This window comes from Streptomyces sp. NBC_00647, assembly GCF_045207245.1.
Taxonomy (GTDB): Bacteria; Actinomycetota; Actinomycetes; order Streptomycetales; family Streptomycetaceae; genus Streptomyces.
This window is the reverse complement of record NZ_CP109040.1, coordinates 10606065-10626701: the sequence shown is the minus strand read 5'-3', so window position 1 is coordinate 10626701 and position 20637 is coordinate 10606065. Positions and strand designations below refer to the sequence as shown.

The window sequence follows — 20637 nt, the reverse complement described above, 5'->3', positions numbered from 1 at the left end:
AAACGCTAGCGAGTCCTGCCCTGCCACAGGGAACTGCACCAAATATTCCCCTATCCCCCATAGCAGGAAGTGCACATTACATCCCTGATACGGTAGGTTTGCGCAGTGGCCGATGACTTGGGCAAGGCGGATCCGTGGCGGAGGGTATCCGGCCCTCAGCAGACAACTCTGCTAGCCACCATCTCGCGCTATTCCCTCTGGCACTGGATCAGGCAGCCCTATCAACTCGGCAGGCCGGCAAAGCACGCCGGGAGCGCGGGGTCCAAGCTGCTTCTGAGCGCACGTTCCGCGGTGTACGACAGCGTCATCAACCACTTTCTTAATGGCTACGCCGAGTTGGCTGACTGCCGGTTGCGGCCTGAGACGGGGCCGCTCGTCATCCTGCTCTACCGGCTCATGGCCGCCTTCGACGATGAGTACGAGTGCCGAGTTCGCGAGGGTGGGTCGATGGAGTTCGGCGCTATTCTCAAGTCCGCACCCGTGCAGATGCACATGGATGCTCTCTCCAGATTTCTGGCAGACCACCCGGAGCGTCATGCCATCCGCGATTTCCTTGAGGGCTATGCGGCCGACAACTACAAACGCTACCTCGCGCTGACGAGATCCAGTGGGACGGCTGGGAACATCTCGCATCTAATCGAAATGGTCGAACTGGACTCCGGCGGCTTCCTGGTCTGCACCGCGCATGTGATCGGCATCTTCAACAGGCATGCCCCAACGGCCGATATCATTGCAGAGTTCGCCCATCTGGGCGTAGTGGGAAAGCTCGCTGACGACATGGTGGACGTGTGGTCGGATTACCGCGAAGACGTCGCGAATATCCTGTCTGGTGTGTGCCGCGAGTACCCGGAGGAGTACCGGGTACTCGCGGCACACGCAGAAGCTGCACCTCGGGTTGGCTACCGATGGTGGCGGGCCCGCTGCCCCCGCTCGTTCGCTTTGTTTACAGAGATCCTCGCCACCCATCGCTCGGCACTATCTGCGCGTTCACTGGGCGTCGCGGGTGACCTGATGCTGCTTCCAGCTGCCTGGGGAGGGCCCGCGACACGACCGGCGGCGACCGAGCGTGGGCCAGGACCGTCTTGAAGACCTGGCGGATCTTGCGAAACATCTTTCCAGGACCTGTCATCAGAACCGTCTATGGCCCTGATGCGGAGGGGCTGGAAAACGTACCCTCCGAGGGTGCTGCCGTTATCGTGAGCAACCACCTTTCGTATGCTGACCCAGGATTTCTGCAACTCGCCGTCAACCGACAGCTGGTCTTCGTGACCAATGTCCGACTCTTTCGCCGACGCGGCCTGTCAGGGCACCTGATGCGAAAATTCATGAACGCCTGCGAGGCGGTACCCGTGGATCCCACGGGCGGATCAGCGGTGGATTCCCTTGTGAACGCGGCGCGCACCTCCTTGACCGCTGACCAACTCTTCTGCCTGTACCCAGAGGGTGGGATCTCGCGAGACGGGCGACTCCACAAAGGCAAGACGGGAGTTGGCAGGGTCGTCTTGGCCACCGGCGCAACCGTCGTACCAGTAGCAATACTCAACACAGACCTGATCCTGCCGCCAGCGCGAAGGGCTCCAGCTCTCCAGCGGGCACGAATCCGGGTGGGTCGCCCACTTGACTTCTCCGGGTGGTCCGCATCACCCGAGGACTGGGGAACTGCGCGAGCAGTCACGGATGAAATTATGCGCGAACTCCACCGGCTATCCGGGCGCGACTACGTGGACCGCTACGTTCACTGACGTTTCTTCATCGCCTCATCGTGCCACTATCGGCAGCGGACTCTAGGATCCGGGTCGACCCCGCAAATATTGACGCAGCTCACGGCCCGCCACCAGTGGGATACAGCCTGGTGCGATTAGCACCAAAGCGACGGAACCGTTATAGGAATATCGAAAATTGGGCGTAATGCGTGGGGTGAACTCTCGGATAGGATGAGGGGCCCCAAACGTTCCGCGCGTCCACTCTGCGCCCCTTCTGACGGAAAACCTTTGCGACAGGTCGGAAATTTCTGATCTATTGAGAGTCCCTCCATGAGAATTCACGATTTCGAGGACTACACCCGCTCCCCCGGGTATGAATCAGACCTTGCGGCAGTCCGAGCGGTCTGGTCCGGCCAAGACCTGCTGGAAACCGCTGGCACGTTCGTCTTCCTCACTTACCTGACGTTGCCTGCTCTCACGGCCGTCCGGGCACCGTACGCCCGTGATGCTCTAGCCCGTTCCACACTCGACGGGGCAGCGGAGCGCGTGTTCCTGCTTCGGCTGTTGGGGTTCACCGACGAGCGAGCATGGTACGGAGGCGTCAGGAACGCAAAGGTTCGAGAGCTGGCGGGTCTAATCGCCCGGCGTCACGCGGAATTCCGCGGGATTCAGCAGGACTACCTGGACTTCATCGCCACAGTCATCGCCCTCGCACCGCTGCTCGTCCGGTTGGAGACTGACCAACCGCTCAAACCGAGTGACCTGCGGGGTTACTGGCGCTACAGCGCTGCAGCCATGGCGCTGATGAGGGCCCGGTTGGGCAGCAAGCGCGAGGCTGAGCATAAATGCCGAGCCTTCGTTGATGAGAATGCCGGGCTCTCCCCAGATGGGGCGGTGATGCTCGCGGCGTTCGCTGCGCGGCATCCCCGACACTTCGCTGCGGCAGTGCCAGCACTGTTTCCGAGATCACGTTCCGTTGTCTTTACCGCGCTGGGAGAAGCCAATGACCGAGTCCCTGAGGGCCCGCTACGCTGAGCAGCTCTTCGAGATCGACCGGCTTGTCGACGAGGAACTGGCGTGCTGGCCCTGGCAAGACGTGCCCGAGATGGAGCAGCTGGTCCGTGGACAGCTCAGCCGGAGGGGCAAGCGACTTCGCCCGCTGCTGATGTTCACACTGGCTGATCTGCTGGGCGGTGATCCTTGGCGGGTAGTCCCTGGCGCTACCGGGGTGGAGCTCTACCACCTGGCCTCTCTCATCCTCGATGACGTTCAGGACAACTCCGCCGTTCGACGAGGGATGCCGGCCGTTCACACGACGTCAGGGGTCAGCACCGCGCTCAACGCAGCAGGGTTGATTCGGGCTCTTTCCTTCCAGCCGCTACATCGTTCGACGACGTTGGAGCCTCTCGAAAAGCTCCGCATCCATGAGCGCGTCGGCACAGCCACGATGCACCTTTATCTGGGCCAGACCATCGACATCGGCTGGCACGACGGCTGGTACTCCACGATCAACGACTACCCATACGGACAAATGACGGCATGGAAGACAGGTGCCATGTTTGGCTGTGCGGCCTGGATCGCAGCCTTCGTCTCCGGCGCGCCAGAGACCCTCGTGAGGTCAGCGGATCAGTTCGGGACCAAGGCGGGAGCGCTCTACCAGCTCGTGGACGACTATCTGGACATCTTCGGCCCTGACGGCGCACTACTCCGTCCGGCCCTAGAAGACTTGCGCGGCGGGAAGCCGACCTGGCCACTGATCACCTTGTGTCGCGTGCTAGCGGCCCAGGGCGAGCGGGGAACGGCCGACTTGGTCGTGCAGCGGCTATGCGCAGCGGATGCCCAGGAGGCTGACTGGAACTGGCTGCTTGAGCTGGCCGGGGATCTTGGCATCGCGGAGATCCTCCGGAAAGAGCTGGACTGGCGGGCCCAACAGCTAGCCCTACAGGCCCAGGACCTCGCTTCAGGCCATGGTGGTAGCACTGCAGAGATCGAGTTGCTGATCGCAATCCTCTTGCGGTCAGCAACGTCCGTGACATCAGCGTGTGGGGGGTGAGGGGGGTGTGGACCGGTGCTTCAAGCTTGCGTCTCGCCGCACAGTCTGGTCCCTTCTTGTCGCACTTCGCGTGCCACCTTGCCGCGCGGCCCTACCGTCGTAGTCTCGGTGACGGCAGCGGGGCCCAGGCGCGTGTTCGCGTCGCGGTGTATGACGCTTTGATGAACCTGCTGCTCGACGGCTACGCCGAACTGACCGCTGAACCGGTCCGGGAGGAGACCGGACAGCTGATCATCCACCTCAACCGGCTTATCGGCGCGTTCGACGACGAATACGAGGAGAGGCTCGGTGACGGGCGCTCCCTCGGGCTGGGGGATGTCTTCGCGGGGAAACTTGTGCAAAGGCGTCTGCTAGCACTAGCCGACTTTCTGCGGCCCCATCCGGAGCAGCGTGCGATCCAAGAGTTCCTGGCGGACCGGCTTTCGGGTTCCTACGACCGTTATGTGGAGCTCACCCAAAACGAGCCGGACTTCGACCGGCTTTTCGAAAGTGTGGTCCTGGACTCCGGTGGCCTCGGGGAGTGCCTCGCCCACGTGGTCGGCCTGTTCAACGGCGTCAAGCCTGATCCTGAGGCGGTCGTGCAGTTCTCAAGTGTCGGGATCGTCGGGAAGCTCGCCGATGATGTGATCGACTTCTGGGACGACCTTGCGAAGGGGCGGACCAACGTGGTGGTTGGCCTCGTCAAGCGACATCCCGCCGAACGCGAAAAGGTCCTGCAGACGGCCAGCCCGACGTCCCGCGCACGCTTGGGCTGGTGGCGGCGGAACTGCCCAGACTCCTTCGGCGAGTTGGTTCACCTGATCGAGGAACACCAAGCGCGGCTGAACGCTCCGAGCCTGCGTCTGGCTGCGGACCTGATGCTCGTGCCCGCGCGCCGAGGCAGTCTCCCGCTGCGCTCGACCCCAGTCGGCCTGAGGCTCTGACATGCCCTGCTGGACGCTGCGTTACGTCTTTCCCAGACCGGCTCTGCGATTCCTGTGCGGGCTAGACACCGAGGGTGTGCAGCACGTTCCGGCGGCAGGGCCGCTGATTTTGGCGTGTGACCACCTGTATTTGGATCCCTCCTTGGTACAGCTGGCGGTACAGCGGCGTGGCATGTTCGCGGCCAAGCAGGAGTACTCCGCCGGACGTGGCCTGCAAGGACTAACCGTGCGGCGATTGTTCAAAGCCACAAGCATGATCCTGATGGACCGCTCGGGAGGACCGGCCGCAGAGAAAGCGATCATCGATACCGCGGCCGTGTTACTACGGGGCGATGCCGTCGGGATCTTCCCGGAAGGAACGCGTTCGCCCGACGGGCATATCCACCGGGGGCGAACCGGAGTAGGCAGGGTCGTGGCGGTGAGCGGGACGCCTGCAGTGCCGGTGGCGGTGATCGGCACTGATCGGATCCTGCCCCCAGGGAAGCACCTGCCAAGGACTGGGCAGGTGACGATCAGATTCGGGAGACCAGTGAGGTTCACCGAGCCCTCCTCCCAGGCCATCACCGACGCGGTGATGCACGCCGTGCAGCAATTGTCTGGCCGAACGTACGTGGATTCCTATGCGCCAATTCCCAGCCGGGGCCGCAGGAGCAGGCCGGTGAAGGGTGGATCATGCTGAGGACACTGCTGCGGAGCGGTCTTCTACAACCAGGCATGCCGTGGCGGGTAGCCCGACAGCTGCTCGCGTTTGGGAAGTGGGGGCTGGGTCCAGCAGGGGAAGTACAGGCGGCCGCCGCCCGATCACCCGACCGGGTGGCGGTCGTGGACGAGGACAGGCGGGTCACCTACGAGGAGCTGCTGGCCCAAGTAGAGGCAGTCGCGCAGACGCTGCAAAAGCTTCAGGCAGAGCGGGTGGGGGTGTTGTGCCGCAATCACCGGGGCGCTGTGGAAGGGATGGTTGCGGCACTGGTCTCCGGGGCCAACGCGGTGCTGCTGAACACGCATCTGAAGGCTCCTCAGTTGCTGGAGGTGGTGCGGGAGCAGCGTCTGGACGTGCTCTGTCACGATGCGGAGTTTATCGACTGGGCGAGTTCGATCTCTGGGATCGAGTTGCCGTGGGACAGGGTGGCCCGGGTTCATGCACCTCATCTGCCTGCTCCGGGGCCGCCCCCTGCCGAGCGGCCGGTCCCGGAGAGGCCCGTGTCTCCAGGGCGGCCACGACGCACCGCGCGAGTCGTCCTGCTCACGGCTGGTACAACCGGCGTGCCGAAGGGCGCGGCGCTGTCTCGGCCTCCCAGCCCGGCACCACTTCTGGCGCTTCTCTCGCGTATTCCGCTGCGCGTCGGCGACCGCATTCTCATCGCTGTGCCGCTTTTCGGGACGTGGGGGCACTCGGCGCTCCAGGCGGCCTTCGCGCTGCGGGCCACAGTCGTGTTGCGGCGACGGTTCGACCCCGCCGAGACGCTGCGCGTGATGGAGGCCGAAGGGTGCACGGTCCTGATCGCAGCACCGGTCATGCTGGAAAGGCTCCTGGAACGGCCGGAGCAGCCACCAGCCTCGCTCCGGCTCGTAGTAGTGGGTGGCTCGGCGCTGCGTGCCCGCCTCGCCACCCGCTTCATGGATGCCTACGGGGATGTGCTGTACAACGTGTACGGCTCAACGGAGGTGTCCTGCGTGAGCGTCGCGACCCCATCCGACCTGCGTCGCAACCCCGACACCGTCGGCCGGCCGCCGCGCGGCACCCGCGTGGCCGTGCTCGGACCAGCCGGGGAGCTGGTACCCACCGGCGCAGTTGGGCGGATCTTCGTCAGCAACTCGATGCTCTTCAGCGGCTACACCTCGCGCGAGTCACCCACTCTGGGACCGGAGCGGTACCAGGGAATGATCGCTACAGGCGATCTGGGGCACCTGAGCGATGATGAACTGCTCTTCGTTGACGGCCGGGAGGACGACATGATCGTCTCGGGCGGTGAGAACGTTTTCCCTGGACCGGTGGAAACCCTGATCGGGGAACTGCCGCAAGTGCAAGAAGTCGCGGTTATCGGCGTGCCCGACGCGACCTACGGGCAAAGTCTCGCCGCCTTCATCGTCCTCCGCGAAGGTGAGTCCTTGGGCCCAGAACAGGTTCGCACATACGTCCGCGCACACCTCATGCGCTCTTCCGTCCCCCGCGACGTAACCTTCTTGCCTGGTCTGCCCAGGAACCCAGCAGGAAAGGTCATCCCTCGGGAGTTGCCCGACCGGTGATACAGACGCCAGCAGGCGCACCCTCGCTGCAGCGGACATCGATGCCCACGGACTGCCGCTGCTGCGGTCACTGAACAACCTCGTCTGCGTGCTACTGGACCGCGATACGGCCCCTTCCGCGGATCTACTCGATACCACGGCCGAGGCGCTTGCACTGGCCAAGCGGCTCGCCACTCGCGGCCTTGGAACCAGGAACGATGTCGCACACACACTGCTGCCATTCGCTGAGGCACGTGCGCTGGCCAGGCGGGACCTCCCTGCGGGGCAGGCCGCCGTCGAAACCCTGCTGTCTGACTACCGTGAGGAGGCCAAAGCCACGGGCCTCCTCGAAAGCGCAACTGCCCTGCAGCGTCAGCTTACCGACCGGTGAATAAGCGGCAGAGCCAACGGCGGCCAGCAACAGGCAGCACGGGATCTGGCGCACACCGATGCGGAGAATGAGCGCTGCCATAAGCGCGGCATCCGCGTTGTGCGAGCGCGGCAAAGACGTGCAGCGCGGACTCCGTCGCCCACTCCAGATACGCCAGCAGCCCCTCGAAGGCGCTGCCGTACGGCCGCTGCAGGTTCATCGCCGTGGTGTGGACGCCACTGAGGGCCTGCCGGATGTTCTTCCGATCTGCGCCAGGGCGCGGTGTGATGAGCATGCTGTGATCCTGCCAGCGCGGCCCGCTGGGGCGCCGCCCCCCTCGACTACCAGTCGCCGATGGTGATCACCAGGCTGGCTGCTGAACCGGTCTAGGGGTGGCTAGGGCGGCGTTCAGCGGCCCCATCAGGGCGCCTCCAACTGGCTCCAGTGTGAGGGGCGTTCGGGAGCATTGAGGGGTGGTGGCGAGGCGAAGTGGCCCCACCCTGGGCCTTGCGGTGCGACGGTGGTTGTGGTCCGCCGAGGGTGGGTGCTGTGGATGTCGTTGTCCAAGCAGGAGTTGTTTGACCGGATCCGCCGGGACAGCTGACAGTTGAAGCTGTCGGTCCGGGCGTTGTCGCGGAAGTACGGCGTCCACCGGTGCGGGAGTCGCTGGCCTCACCGGTGGCGAAGCCGCGCAAGCGTCCGGTGCGGACCTCGCCGCGGATGGAGCCGTACAAGAAGACGGTCGACGACTGGCTTCGAGCGGATCTCGAGGCGCCGCGCAAGCAGCGGCACACGGCCAAGCGGATCGGCACGCGGCTGGAGGAGGAGTTCGGCGTCACGCTTCCGTACACCACGGTGCGGGACTTCGTCACCGCCCGCCGCCGGGTGATCGCTGCCGAGGAAGGGGCGCCGGTCGAGGGCTACTTGACCCGGCACAACGTGCCCGGGGCTGATGCCGAGGTCGATTTCGGGGAGATCTGGGTCGATCTCGCCGGAGAGCGGGTGAAGTGCTTCCTGTTCGCGTTCCGGCTGGCCTTTCCCGCCGGCCAACGACCAGACCCGGTTGCGGACTCGGAGCGTGCGGACCGGATTGCCTACAGGGCCTTCTCGCCGGATGCGGCGAGGGTGTCGATCAGGCGGGAGACGGTCGGGCCGGAGGCGACCGGCTCACACCGCAGCGTCGCGACGTCCGCGAGACAGTCCTCGCCGAGCGCGACCGCCAGGGCGACGTCCAGGAGGATCTTGCCGGGACCGTGGACGGCCCGCGGCTTCCGCCACGGAGCCAGAGCTGCGGATATCGCTCCACGATTTCGACCCTCGGGCGTCGCTGTCCGGGCGATCGGGGTGACGGGCCCCGTTCGTCCCCTCGCCGATCGACAACAGGTGTCGCACCCGGTCTCCGCCTGCTGTCCCTTGATGCGTACGTGGTCGTACGGGCGGAGCGAAGCCTGACGCCCCCGCACACGGATGGGATCCGGCTCAGTCGTGCCGGCGTTGCTGCCACAGCGGCATCATGCTCGCTCGTGTCTCCTGCGGTGCCCGCATGCGTTCGAAGGTCGCCGGAGCCGTGCGGTGGACGCAGTCGACGCCGTAGCGGTGCAGCAGTTCCAGATCGCGGTCGGCGGGGCGCTCCGGGAAGAGTGCCGACAGCCGTATCGCCGGTTGGGGGGTGTGGGGGGCGTAGTCCAACAGTTGTGCCAGGGCTTCCCGGACGAACCGGCGGCTGCTGGCGCGTTTGGCCTCCACGACCTCGCTGCCGTCCTGCAGGGCCAGATGCAGGTCGGTGATCCCGGCGGGGGTGCGCAGTCGCTGCGGCCGGTCGACGCCCAGGAAGCCGACGTACTCCTGTACCAGGAACGCCTCCGTGCGGTGGACGATCAGCTCGCGCTCCTCGAGTCGGTAGCGGGTGCTCGGGGTGCGCAGGACCTCGCCGTCGACGATGTCGGTGTGGGTGCGCAGGGCGCGGGCGACGGGTTCTTGAAGGCTGTCGTCGTCGCGGGCCTCGGTCTGTGTCTCGATGCCCAGGCCGTCCAGGACGGTGGCGGCCTTCTCGGGGTCCAGGATGCGAAGGCCCATGAAGTTGTCGCCGGCGTTGAATCCGGGGAGGTCCCAGATCTCGGTGTAGGGGATCTCGACAGGGGTGAACGACAGAAGGCTGTAGACGTTGTGCCAGCTGCCGTTGTCCTCGTCGGCGCCCCACATGCTGTCCGCGAAGGCCGCGTTGCGAAAGAGCGCGCCGATCTCGCCGATGCCGCGCACATGGTTCAGGCCGGTGAACAGGACGACGTCTCCCGGGCTCAGGCGCTCCATCTTCCGGTCCTGACGGCCCGTCGCCCCCCAGAACCGGGCGGATCCACCGGGGTGGAACCCCTGCAGTTGTTCGCGCTGCGAGGGGGTCAGAAGAGGTGCGCGCACGGTGTCGGTGAAGTCGACGACGTTGTCGAGCGTGTCACGCCAGTGCCGGCGGGCTGCAGGGTTGCCGTAGGACGGTTGGATGACAACGAGCGGCACACGAACCTCCGGTACATGACGGCGTATCCGATCAAGGATGTCATCCGCCCGTCGGCAGGCGCCCGCGTGGTCGTCCGGTCTTGCCGACAACTGTCCCCGGCCGATGGTTCCCGGACGGGGGCATTTGGCGTGCGGGTGTTGCCGATGGCGCCGTCGGGGACACCGAATCGCGACTCGGTCCGGCCTTCTCGCCCGATTCGTCGTCCGGTCGAGGAGTGCGTGAGGGTGTCGGCCTCCGGATCTCGTGGTGCGTGCGGGTGCAGCGCCGGGCACCGGGGAGCGGTTGGCCGCTGTTCGGCAGGTGCGCAGCCGCTCACGTCGCGGGCGCCGTCCGACGCACCCGAACACATTCGGCGCCGACCTTGGATGAATTGCAGCATGCCCGGTCGGATCTGTCGGCGATCGGAGAACTCTTCGGTCGGCTTCTTCCGGATCCCGTCAATCCACCTTCCTGGCACCGCAGTTCAAGGGATTCCGAGAATGCTCGGTGAACTTCGAATTTGTGATCGCGGTTACGAACTCCGTCTCGATATGCAAATTTGCGACCGGTCGGGGAGGTCCGCGTCGACGTGAGCGAGTACGCCTCGGTGAAGGCAAAAGGGCATGAACTTCGCGATATCCGCACATCGTCCGAGTTCGCCATCAACCCGAAATAGTACTCAACTGCGGGTCAATACTGACTGCCCGTCATAAGGCCGTCCATCAGGGTTGATTGAACCCCTTCCAAAGGTCCCGTCTGACGTCGGTGACCGTTGTCAAGGGTCCTTGCTCGGATCGAATCGCATGGTTAGGGTGTGCTCCGATGGGAAACCAGCCACTTCACGGCCGGTTCCGTAAGCCCGGGGGGGCCGTCGCACATATAGAGCCGCGCTGCGCTTTTCTGTCGCCGTGTCAGCGATAGGGAAAGCCTTTCGAGTCGAGCCTTCCGACGGGTTATCACGTCCGGCATCGAAGGCTTTCTTTCCCATGCGATCGGGGTATTTTCTTTCATGTCTGTTTTCGAGCCCGAGGCGGACGGCGTCGTCGAGGTCGTCGAGGAACTGTCGCAACGGGTTCTCAACGTCTACCGGGCCGATCCCGGCCATGTCCTGGAGCATGCGAACAACGAGCGGCGCATCACACAGGGCGGCTACGGCGAACGTCAGATCTACGAGCTCGTCCAGAACGGCGCGGACGAGAACATGGAGCGCCGGCCGGGCGTCGTGGGCACGATCCATGTCCTTCTCACCGACAAACACCTGTACTGCGCCAATACCGGCACACCGATGACCCCGGGCGGCGCCGACACGATCCTGCGCATGGCCGTGTCGCGGAAACGGACCGGGAAGATCGGACGCTTCGGGGTCGGCGTCAAGTCGGTGCTGAGCGTGTCGGACACCCCTCGCTTCTACAGCGCGTCCGGTTCGTTCGGCTTCGACAAGGACTGGTCGGCCCGTGTCATCCGGGAAACGGTCCCGGACCTTTCCAGGCTGGATCCCACCCCGGTGCTGCGGATGGCGCAGCCGCTGGACCTGGAGGCGGAACGTCGGCGTGACGAACGGCTCGACAAGCTGATGACGTGGGCGTCGACAACGGTGGTGCTCCCGCTGCACGAGGGGGCCGAGGATCGGCTGGGGCGCGACATCGTCAACTTCCCGGCGCATTTCATGCTCTTCTCGCCCCACGTGGACCGCCTGGTCCTGGAGGACACCCGTACCGGCCACGAGGTATGCCGGGAGATCACACAGGAGACACAGGGCGTCGAGCACCGCGTCGTGGAGCAGCGCGACGGTGCTCCACGCAGCAGCGAGCGCTGGTTCGTCTTCAGCGTCGACCATGAGCCCAGTGAGACCGCCTCTGAAACGGCTGGGGAGTTGCACGATCGGCCTGTCGTCACCATCTCCTGGGCGGTTCCCGACAAGGGTGTCCCGCAGCGCGGGAGGCGTGGAACCTTCTGGGCCTACTTCCCGACCCACTACGACACGACGCTGACCGGCCTGCTCAACGCGCCGTGGAAGACCCCCGAGGATCGCCAGAATCTGACCAAGAGCGATTTCAACGAGGAGTTGGTGACCCGGGCCGCGGAGCTCGTGGTCGACTCGATCCCCGATCTGCACGAGGAGAAGGATCCGGGGTCCTTCCTGACTCTGCTCACGGCGCGTGGGCGGGAAGCCTCCCAGTGGGGCGACGAGATGCTCAGCCAGAAGGTGCTGCAGGCGGCCGCCCGTCAACCCTCCCTGCCGGACCAGGACGGGACTCTCCGACTCCCCCGGACTCTGCGGCTGCATCCGGAGAACCTCGCGCCGGCCTGGCTCGAGCAGTGGGCCTCCCACCCTGGGCGTCCCAAGAACTGGTGCCACCACAGCGTGGAAGGCCGGGAGCGGCGATCGAGGGCCAGGGACATCCTCGACCAGGCCGAAGTCTCCGCGTCCCCGCTGCACAACTGGCTGGAGGCACTGGTCTCCGACCGCAGCGTGGAGGGCGCCAAATGCGCACTTGCGCTGGCGGCGTCCATCGTCGAGACCGGGACCGCGGCACAGGCGGCCGAAGCACGAAACGCGAAGATCCTGCTCACCGACGACGGTCGCTTTCGTTCCCTGTCCGAGGGCACGGTGTTTCGTCGGCACGACAGCGTGCGACTCCCGCACGACACCACCGTGTACCTGCACGACGTCATCGCGCAGGACCCCGAACTGGTCAGCGCGTTGCGGATCCTGGGGGTGGAGGAGGCCAACGCGGTCGGACGTCTTCGGGCCGCTGTCACAACGGGCTTCGACCGGTACCGGAACAACGACTGGGAGGACTTCTGGACGCTGACGCGCACGGTCGAGCGCGACAAGGTGGTCGAGGTCGTCAAGGAGCGCCACCCTGCACCGCACGAGGCGCTCAAGGTGCGCACCGCCGCCGGCCAGCTCCGCTTCATCCGCAACTGCCTCCTGGCAGGGCCCGTCGTGCCCGGTGACGGACTGCGCGACGCCACGGTCCTGATCGACCCGGCCTTCCACGCGGCCGACACGGACGTGCTCAAGGCCCTCGGGGCGGTGGATCGTCCGGTGCCCCGGATGAACCCTCGCTCGGATCCCTGGTTCAGCGACTACAGCGCGGTCATGTACAACCAGTTCTGCGCGACTCTTCCGCCCCACAGTTCCCGTCCTCGGCCGTCCTCCGTGAGCCTGATGGGTCAAGACCCCGCCGGCCCGTTGCACCTCCTGGCGGAGCTTTCCGCGGAAGGCAAGGCCGCCTTCGTGCGTGAGCTGCCCGACCCCGGGCTCGTGCCCGATTGGCGATGTTCCCGAACGACCGGTCAGGGCGGCGAACTGCGCGTCGAGTCGCCTCTCATCTGGATGCTCCGCGAGCGGGGCATGCTGGCCACCTCGTTGGGCGTGAGGCGGTCGAATGCCGCGGTGAGTCCCGAGCTGGACGTGGACGCCAGGCTTCTGCCGGTCGCCGAGGTCGCCGTCGCCCACGCACGTGCGCTGCGGCTGCCCTCCACGGTCCGGGACGTGTCCGCCGCCTTGTGGAGCGAACTGGCTCTGCGCGCGGATGCGGGCACCGACATCGAATTCGTCGGAAGCGCCTACGTGTTTCTCGCGGGTTCGGGCCCCTTGGACAACCTCGGGGACGAGACGCGTCTGTTCCGATGCAAGGTGGGCGAGGACTGGGCATCGAAGCGGCGCGAGAGCATCGCCGTCACGTTCGAGCAGGACCAGTTCGAGGTGCTGCTGCGTGAGCGTGTACCGGCGCTCCTCGTCCCCACCGAGGCCGACGCCCAACTCCTCATCGACCGGTTCCGTTTCCGCAACCCGTCCGATCTTCTGGTGGAGGAGATCCACGGGGTGCCGCTCACCGAACCGGTGTCCCTGACGGACGCCTTTCCTCGGCTGCGTCAGGTGCTTCCTCGAGGAACGGCCTGGAAACTGGCGCACTGCTCCGAGCTGGTCAGGATCGTCCGTGGCCCCGAGGGCAGACGGGAGCAGGCGCTGACCGAGACGCTCGACGGATACACGGTGCTGCTGTGCGGCGAGCGTGACGACGAGTCGACCCTGGGGGCCGTCGATCGGCTCCTGGGACTGCGGCTGGGAGCCGACGGGTGTCGGGACCTCCTGCGTCAGCAGGCGCGGGACCGGGACGACAAGAAGTTGGTGATGGTCCGCCAGGAGACCGATCCGACCAGAAAGCTGCTGCTGGCCATCGGCGAGGACCGGCTGACGGCCGAGCTGCCGCCGGGACTGGCGTCGGCGGACGCGCAACTGCGCGGGATCCCGGTCGACGGTCTGCGAGCGGCCGAGCTGCTGATCGCCGCTCACGGGGAGGACATCCTGCGTTTCCTGGCCCCTGCGCTTGCCGACGCGGGCTTCGACGTGCCGCGGATCTGGAGGAGCGGTTCGGCGGCGCAACGTTTCGTGCGCACCTACGGCTTCCCGCAGGCGTGGGCCGGTGACCCGCAGACCCCCAGCAGCCCCGAGCCGTACGAGACGGTCCCGGGCCCGCGCACGCCGCTGAAGCTGCATCCGTACCAGGAAGCGCTCGTGCAGCGCATGTGCGAGCACCTCGCCCAGGGCGAGGAGAAGCGGGCCATGCTGCAGATCCCCACCGGGTCGGGCAAGACGCGGATCGCCGCCGAGGCCGGTGTCCGCGCGCTGCGCGAGGGCCTGCTCGACGGCCCGATCCTGTGGATCTCCCAGAGCCAGGAGCTGGCCGAGCAGGCCATCGAGACCTGGGCCTACGTCTGGCAGACCGTGGGAACGGACCAGCCGCTGCGCATCACCCGTCTGTGGGGCGGCATCCCGGACGCCGTTCCCGTCGTCGACGGGCCGCAGGTGGTCGTCGCCATCGACGACACGGCCGTCAAGCGGCTCCCCAAGGAGGACTACGCCTGGCTGCGTGAGTGCGCCCTCGTCATCGTCGACGAGGCTCACTTCGCCGTGCCGAAGACCTACACACGGATCCTGGACGCTCTGGGCATCGACCAGTACCGGACCTCGCGCCATCTGATCGGTCTGACGGCCACCGCCTTTCGCGGGGACAGCGACGACGAGACGCGGACGCTGGTGTCCCGTTTCGGCCGCAAGCGTCTGGACTACGGGGTGTTCGACAACGACGACGCCTACGGGCACCTGCAGGCCTTGAAGGTCCTGGCCAAGGTCGAGCACGAGGAACTCCTCGGCGGCTCCTACACCCTGACGGACCAGCAGGTGGCCGAGACGCGCAGCACGAACGCGATGACGCTGCCGGCCGAGGTCGTCAGTCGCCTCGCCCAGGACGTCGAACGCACCCGGCGTATCGTCGACAGGATCGGGGAACTGCCCCCCGACTGGCCGATCCTGGTCTTTGCCACCTCGGTGGAGCACGCCCAGGTTCTTGCCGCACTGCTGCAGGATCGCGGTATCACGGCGGCCTCGATCGACGGGGGGACGCCGCCGAGCATCAGGCGGCGCCGCATCGCCGCGTTCAAGGACAAGAGGATCAGGGTCCTGACCAACTACCGGGTGTTGACGCAGGGGTTCGACGCCCCTGCCGTGCGGGCCGTCGTGGTCGCCCGCCCCACGTTCAGCCCCAACACCTACATCCAGATGATCGGTCGAGGGCTGCGCGGCGAGCTCAACGGGGGCAAGGAGTCCTGCCGGATCCTCAACGTGGCCGACAACATCGAGAACTTCGGTCGTGGACTTGCCTACACCCGCATGGAGCACCTGTGGCGCAGGGCGGGCCGGTGACCGCATCCATGACCGACAGGGTGGAACTCACCACCGCTCAGCGTCGCGTCGTCCAGGAGCCGGCGGACAGCAAGGCGCTGGTCACCGCAGGCGCCGGAACCGGCAAGACCTTCACGCTGGTCAGGCGGATCGAGCACCTCGTCTCGGAGGGTCTCGCGGGTGGGGACCTGCTCGTGCTGACCTTCTCGCGCGCCGCCTCGGCCGAGGTCCGCGACCGCCTGCACCTGTTGGGCGGCAGGTCCCGGCACGTGCGCGTGTCGACGTTCGACGCCTGGGCTCTGAGTCTGCTGCGTGAGGCCGCGCACGACGAGAACTGGCACGCCCATTCCTTCGACGAACGCATCGGTGCGGCCATCGAACTCGTCGAGGACGAGAGCCGTGCGCCGCAGTCGCTCGACGCGGTCCGACACGTCGTCGTCGACGAGGTCCAGGACCTGGTCGGTGATCGACGACGACTCGTGCAGGCCTTCCTTGAGGCCTACGAGTGCGGATTCACCGTGGTCGGTGACCCCGCCCAGGCCATCTACGGATTCCAGGTCAAGGATCCCGAGGAGCGGGCGGGCGAGACGGGCAGGTTCTTCTCCTGGCTGCGCGAGCGGTTCGCGGGCGAACTCGTGGAATGCACTCTCGAGGAGAATTTCCGGGCCGCTTCCGACGAGGCCGCCTGTGCCCGCCCCTACGAGGCCGCGGTGCGTACCTGCTCCACGCGTGCGCAGGCGGAGGCAGTGCACGAGCAGCTGCGCACGGAGTTGGCCTCGAGGATGGACTTCGGCGACCTGCAGGTTCCCTACCTGCGCGCCTCGCTGTGCGAGGCGGAGGTCAGCACCGGCGTCCTGTGCGCCACCAACGGCGACGCGCTGCTGATCTCTCGATGGTTGGCCGATCTGGGCATCGATCACCGTGTCCGCAGAGGTGCAGAGGATCATGCCGTGCCCGCGTGGGTGGCCCAGGTCGTGTCCCGGCTGCCCGACACCGTCTCGATCCCCCAGGACCGGTTCGTCGAAGCCTGGCGGGCTCTGGCGCACGCACCCGATCCCGACCGGGGCAGCGGCGCGTGGCAGCTGCTCCTGCGGGCGGCGGGCGACCGCACCGGACGCGTCGTCGAGCCGGGGCGGCTGCGTGAAGCCGTCGCCCGCGGGAATCTGCCGGACGCTCTGGTGACACCGCACGAGAGCGGGCTGGTCGTCTCCACGTTCCACCGGGCCAAAGGTCTGGAGTTCGATCGGGTGCTCGTCGTCGACCCGGGACCGTTGGAGGACGAGCACGAGCAGGTGGACGCCGACCGCTGCGACGCCGCCCGGGCCCTCTACGTCGCGATGACCCGGGCCCGCCACGAGCTGTATCGCTTGCAGCCGCCCGAGGAGCACCTCGCCCGTCGTCGCGGTTTCCGGCTGGTGCGCAAGGTCAGGGGCACGCAGCGGTGGGGACGCTACGGCTACAAGGCGAGCCGGCGATTGGGGCTCTCGTTGCTCGGTGGGGACGTCCATCGTGGCCATCCCGCAGGACTCGAACAGCTCGCCTGCGACCCGCGGCAGATTCAGGAGTACCTGGCAGCCGAGGTCCTTCCTGGCGACGAGGTGGTCTGGACGCGGCTGGACGACGTACCCGCGGCCCACGACAGCCGAACGGCGCCCGGTTACGCCCTTGTGCACGACGAACAGATCGTCGCTGTCGCCTCCGAAGCCTTTCGCCGCGACCTCTACCGCTTCATGCAGCAACGGCCCGCGCATCGGCCGACGGCCTGGCCCGGCCGCATCACCGGAACGCGGATCGACCTCGTCGAGACCGTCGCCGGCGAGGACGCGGCGGCCGTCCGCGCCGGTCTGGGCCCCTGCGGGCTCTGGCTCGCGCCGCGGCCGATGGGGATCGGCCGGTTCCACTACGACCGCAAGGACGACGACGCATGACGGACGATCACACGCAGCACTACCGGCTGCGTGGACAGTTGGCCCAGCAACTGAAGTCGGACCTGCTGGGCCCCCACGGCGAGCACCACCAGGACGTCGAGATCCTCGACGACTGGCCCGTCACCACCTACTCCACGGGGGTTCTGTTTCCCCGTGTCGTGGATCCGGCGCAGCAAGAGCGCCCCGAACCGGACCCGGACGCCGCGGTGCAGGACCTCGACGACGCCGACTCCACCGTGACGGTGGACGAGACCCCCGACGGGGGCATCGTGCTCGCAAGGGTCGCCCGCCCCTCGGCGACCGGTCTCACCTTCGCCGTCGATCCCGCGCGCGGCCGTCACGTCCTGGTGCACGCGTTCGCCGCCGTGTACGACCCGGTGGACGCCGCAGGCGCACCGGCCGTGCCCGAGCGAGCCGAACAGCGCAGCACCCGGCAGCCCGAGGTGCGCTGGCGCCGCCGTCCCCTGCAGCTCACCGTCACGCCGGTGGATGTCCTGGACCCGCCCGGCAAGCCTGTGGAACTCGCCGAGGGCCTGTTCCTGCACCTGCGGGTCCGTCCCCCTCGCGGACCCCACGGCACGATCTCGGTGACGGCCACCTTGATGAACACCCACACCGTGGAGCAGCAGGAGATCAAGGATCCCTGGTGCTTCTTCCAGGTGGGGCTGCGGATCACGGTCCCGGACGGGGTCCCGGCGCTGGTCGAGCGTCCCACGGTCCGCGATCTCGACGACGAGAGCCGGCTCGCCCTGCTCCTGCATCGTCATGCCCCGACCTTCGCCGTCGGCCACGGCTGTGCCGCGAACTGGTCCTGGTCCCCCTCACCGGTCGATCGGCCCGAGCGGCACACCGCGCCCGCGGGAGTGGCCTGCGTGTGGACCGAGCACGTCCCCGTGAGCGAGGTCCTCCTGTCCGACTCCAACTCCTCCGTCCCCGTCGAACTCCTGGGGATGCACCACCTCGCCCAGGCCCCGAAGCACGAGCTGATCGGTTCTCTTCGCAGCTTCGTCGCCCTGTACGGAGAGTGGATCGAGGAGCGGAGCGCGGACGCGGATCTCCTGCGCGAGGGGATCTACGGCGATCCCGCCTACCTGCGCCTTGCGCAGGAGCAGCTGGAGCACTGCCGCACCGCACGGCGGCGCATGAGCGCGGGAGTCGACCTCCTGGAACGCGATCCCGATGCGTTGGAGGCGTTTCGGCTGGCCAACCGTGTCATGGCGGTGCAGCGCGGCAGAGGCCAGTGGATCAAACGGGAGCGGGCCGGTGCGCCCTCGCCCGAAGGCGCGTGGAGGCCGTTCCAGCTCGGGTTCGTGCTGCTGTGCCTGAACGGCACCGTGGACGCGGCCCATCCCGACCGGGACGTCGCCGACCTGCTGTGGTTCCCCACCGGTGGCGGCAAGACGGAGGCCTACCTCGGGTTGATCGCCTTCACGGTCTTCCATCGCCGTCTGCGCCACGGCGCGGCCGGGGCCGGGGTGAGCGTGCTCATGCGCTACACCCTGCGTCTGCTGACCCTGCAGCAGTTCGAACGGGCGGCCCTGCTGATCTGCGCGATGGAGCGCGTGCGGGCCCAGCAACCCGAGCGGCTGGGGCAGGAGCAGATCTCCATCGGCATGTGGGTGGGCAAGGCCGCAACACCCAACAGGCTCAAGAACGCCGACAAGGCGCTGAAGAAGCTGGCGGGAGGCGGAAAGCTCCAGGAGGAAAACCCCGTCCAGCTCAAGAACTGCCCCTGGTGCGGCACTCCTTTGCTGGTCCGCAACCATAGGGTCGACCTGGTCGCAAAGCGCATGGTCATACAGTGCGACGACCGGGCATGCGACTTCTCCGCCGGGCTGCCCGTGCACGTCGTGGACACGGAGCTCTATCGGGTGCGCCCCACACTCGTGATCGCCACCGCCGACAAGTTCGCCCGCATCGCCTGGCGCGAGGACGTCGCGGCCCTCTTCAACCGGGACAAGGACCGGCTCTGGCTGAAGACTCCCCCGCCCGAGCTCGTCATCCAGGACGAACTGCACCTGATCTCCGGCCCGCTGGGAACCCTCGCCGGTCTCTACGAGGCGGCCGTGGACATCGCGTGCGCCCAACCGAAGATCATCGCCTCCACCGCGACGATCCGCCGCGCCCAGGAACAGGGACAGGCCCTTTTCGGCAGAGGCGTGGCGCAGTTCCCGCCGTCCGGCCTGGACGCCCGCGATTCGTGGTTCGCCGTCCAGGCACCCGCAGCGGACAGGCCCTCGCGCCTCTACGTCGGCCTTCTTTCGCCCGGACTCTCCCAGGCGACCCTCCTCATCCGCGCCTACGCTTCCCTGCTCCACAACGCCCGGCACCTGCCGTGCCCGGACGAGGAGGTACGAGACGCCTACTGGACGCTGGTGGGGTACTTCAACAGCCTGCGCCTGCTCGGCGCCGCCGAGCTGCAGGTCAACGCCGACGTCAACGAACGGCTGCGGACGCTCGCCGCGCGTGACGGGGTGGAGCCCCGGGAGGTCCTGCCGACCGAGATCACCAGTCGCGTTCCCTCCAGCGACCTTCCCGCACTGCTCGGCGCTCTCGGGCGATCCCTGCGAACCGGGTCGGCGTTGGACGTGCCGCTGGCGACCAACATCATCTCCGTCGGTGTCGACTTCGACCGCCTGGGCCTGATGGCCGTGACGGGGCAGCCGCAGACCACGGCCGAGTACATCCAGGCCACCAGTCGTGTCGGTCGTGCCCACCCCGGTCTCGTCGTCACCCTGTTCAACGCGGCACGATCCAGGGACCTCTCCCACTACGAGAACTTCGTCGGCTACCACTCGGCCCTCTACCGGCAGGTCGAGTCGACCAGCGTGACGCCGTTCGCCGCCCGCGCCCGCGACAAGGCCCTGCATGCAGCCTTCCTCGGACTCGCCCGCCTCCTGCATCCGGAGATCCGGGACAACACGGACGCCAAGGACGTGAACGAATTCACCTCCCAACTGGACTCGACCCGCGAGCAGTTGGTCAAGCGCATCCGCCGCGTCTCGCCTGCCGAGGCCGACCACGCGGATGCGGAGATCCGCGTCTTCGTCGACCAGTGGCGTCAACTCGTGGAGACCAACGAAAAGCTGGAGTACGAGGCCGCCTTCACGTTCAAGGCCAACCCCCGCCGCCGGCCGGACCTCGCCCTGCTGCGCACCCACGAGGACCACGACCTCACCAAGGCCCGTCCCACCCTGTGGAGTCTGCGCGACGTCGATGTCGAGTCCCACCTGTACCTGGAGAGCTGA

The 20637-nt window shown here is 67.0% G+C and carries 12 protein-coding genes and 1 pseudogene; 10 read left to right on the top strand and 3 right to left on the bottom strand.

Annotated elements, in window-relative coordinates; translation table 11 throughout:
• The first annotated feature begins 105 nt into the window (after positions 1-105).
• The 7 genes from OG788_RS46800 (at position 106) to OG788_RS46770 (ending at position 6926) form a co-directional block, all read left to right on the top strand.
• A complete protein-coding gene (locus tag OG788_RS46800; protein ID WP_406368236.1) occupies positions 106-1086 on the top strand; it encodes a hypothetical protein in 981 nt (326 codons plus the stop codon).
• Positions 1083-1742, top strand: a complete 660-nt coding sequence (locus tag OG788_RS46795; RefSeq protein ID WP_406376635.1) for a lysophospholipid acyltransferase family protein — start codon at positions 1083-1085, stop codon at positions 1740-1742. Before OG788_RS46800 ends, OG788_RS46795 begins: the two co-directional genes overlap by 4 nt.
• Before the next feature lie 291 nt (positions 1743-2033).
• Positions 2034-2738, top strand: coding sequence for a hypothetical protein (locus tag OG788_RS46790; RefSeq protein WP_406368237.1), 705 nt, complete (start codon positions 2034-2036; stop codon positions 2736-2738).
• The gene (locus OG788_RS46785) at positions 2707-3756 is read left to right on the top strand and encodes a polyprenyl synthetase family protein (protein ID WP_406368239.1); all 1050 of its coding nucleotides are present in this window, start codon (positions 2707-2709) and stop codon (positions 3754-3756) included. Before OG788_RS46790 ends, OG788_RS46785 begins: the two co-directional genes overlap by 32 nt.
• Before the next feature lie 161 nt (positions 3757-3917).
• Positions 3918-4679, top strand: coding sequence for a hypothetical protein (locus OG788_RS46780; RefSeq protein ID WP_406368240.1), 762 nt, complete (start codon positions 3918-3920; stop codon positions 4677-4679).
• 1 nt (position 4680) lies between these two features.
• On the top strand, positions 4681-5358 hold the full coding sequence (locus tag OG788_RS46775) for a lysophospholipid acyltransferase family protein (RefSeq protein WP_406368242.1): 678 nt from the start codon (positions 4681-4683) through the stop codon (positions 5356-5358).
• Complete coding sequence (locus OG788_RS46770; RefSeq protein WP_406376634.1) at positions 5352-6926, top strand: AMP-binding protein; 1575 nt, start codon at positions 5352-5354, stop codon at positions 6924-6926. The genes OG788_RS46775 and OG788_RS46770 overlap by 7 nt, the downstream gene beginning before the upstream one ends.
• A 124-nt stretch (positions 6927-7050) precedes the next feature.
• Here OG788_RS46770 and OG788_RS46765 read toward each other — a convergent pair whose 3' ends face one another.
• The 3 genes and pseudogenes from OG788_RS46765 to OG788_RS46755 all read right to left on the bottom strand — a co-directional run bounded on the left by OG788_RS46765 (position 7051) and on the right by OG788_RS46755 (position 9786).
• Positions 7051-7377 (bottom strand): hypothetical protein, encoded by a 327-nt coding sequence (locus tag OG788_RS46765; RefSeq protein ID WP_406368244.1) that lies wholly within the window; start codon positions 7375-7377, stop codon positions 7051-7053.
• Positions 7378-8265: 888 nt separating this feature from the next.
• A pseudogene (locus OG788_RS46760) lies at positions 8266-8573 on the bottom strand (IS1380 family transposase); the annotation flags it as partial.
• A gap of 181 nt (positions 8574-8754) precedes the next feature.
• Positions 8755-9786: a hypothetical protein gene (locus OG788_RS46755; RefSeq protein ID WP_406368246.1), complete on the bottom strand. Its 1032-nt coding sequence runs from the start codon at positions 9784-9786 to the stop codon at positions 8755-8757.
• Between the two features lie 989 nt (positions 9787-10775).
• On the opposite strand from OG788_RS46755, the gene OG788_RS46750 reads away from it, so the two are divergent.
• Genes OG788_RS46750 through OG788_RS46740 form a run of 3 tightly spaced genes read left to right on the top strand, consistent with a single transcriptional unit; the run spans position 10776 to position 20637 of the window.
• Positions 10776-15482: a DEAD/DEAH box helicase gene (locus tag OG788_RS46750; protein WP_406368248.1), complete on the top strand. Its 4707-nt coding sequence runs from the start codon at positions 10776-10778 to the stop codon at positions 15480-15482.
• Between the two features lie 8 nt (positions 15483-15490).
• Entirely contained in the window at positions 15491-17389 is a 1899-nt protein-coding gene (locus OG788_RS46745) for a UvrD-helicase domain-containing protein (RefSeq protein WP_406368250.1), read from the top strand.
• Complete coding sequence (locus OG788_RS46740; RefSeq protein WP_406368252.1) at positions 17386-20637, top strand: DNA helicase; 3252 nt, start codon at positions 17386-17388, stop codon at positions 20635-20637. The genes OG788_RS46745 and OG788_RS46740 overlap by 4 nt, the downstream gene beginning before the upstream one ends.

Coding starts and splice junctions, on each gene's coding strand:
- OG788_RS46790 (WP_406368237.1), top strand. CDS start 2,034: ATGAGAATTCACGATTTCGAGGACTACACCCGCTCCCCCGGGTATGAA.
- OG788_RS46740 (WP_406368252.1), top strand. CDS start 17,386: ATGACGGACGATCACACGCAGCACTACCGGCTGCGTGGACAGTTGGCC.
- OG788_RS46745 (WP_406368250.1), top strand. CDS start 15,491: ATGACCGACAGGGTGGAACTCACCACCGCTCAGCGTCGCGTCGTCCAG.
- OG788_RS46765 (WP_406368244.1), bottom strand. CDS start 7,377: ATGGCAGCGCTCATTCTCCGCATCGGTGTGCGCCAGATCCCGTGCTGC.
- OG788_RS46775 (WP_406368242.1), top strand. CDS start 4,681: ATGCCCTGCTGGACGCTGCGTTACGTCTTTCCCAGACCGGCTCTGCGA.
- OG788_RS46750 (WP_406368248.1), top strand. CDS start 10,776: ATGTCTGTTTTCGAGCCCGAGGCGGACGGCGTCGTCGAGGTCGTCGAG.
- OG788_RS46770 (WP_406376634.1), top strand. CDS start 5,352: ATGCTGAGGACACTGCTGCGGAGCGGTCTTCTACAACCAGGCATGCCG.
- OG788_RS46780 (WP_406368240.1), top strand. CDS start 3,918: ATGAACCTGCTGCTCGACGGCTACGCCGAACTGACCGCTGAACCGGTC.
- OG788_RS46785 (WP_406368239.1), top strand. CDS start 2,707: ATGACCGAGTCCCTGAGGGCCCGCTACGCTGAGCAGCTCTTCGAGATC.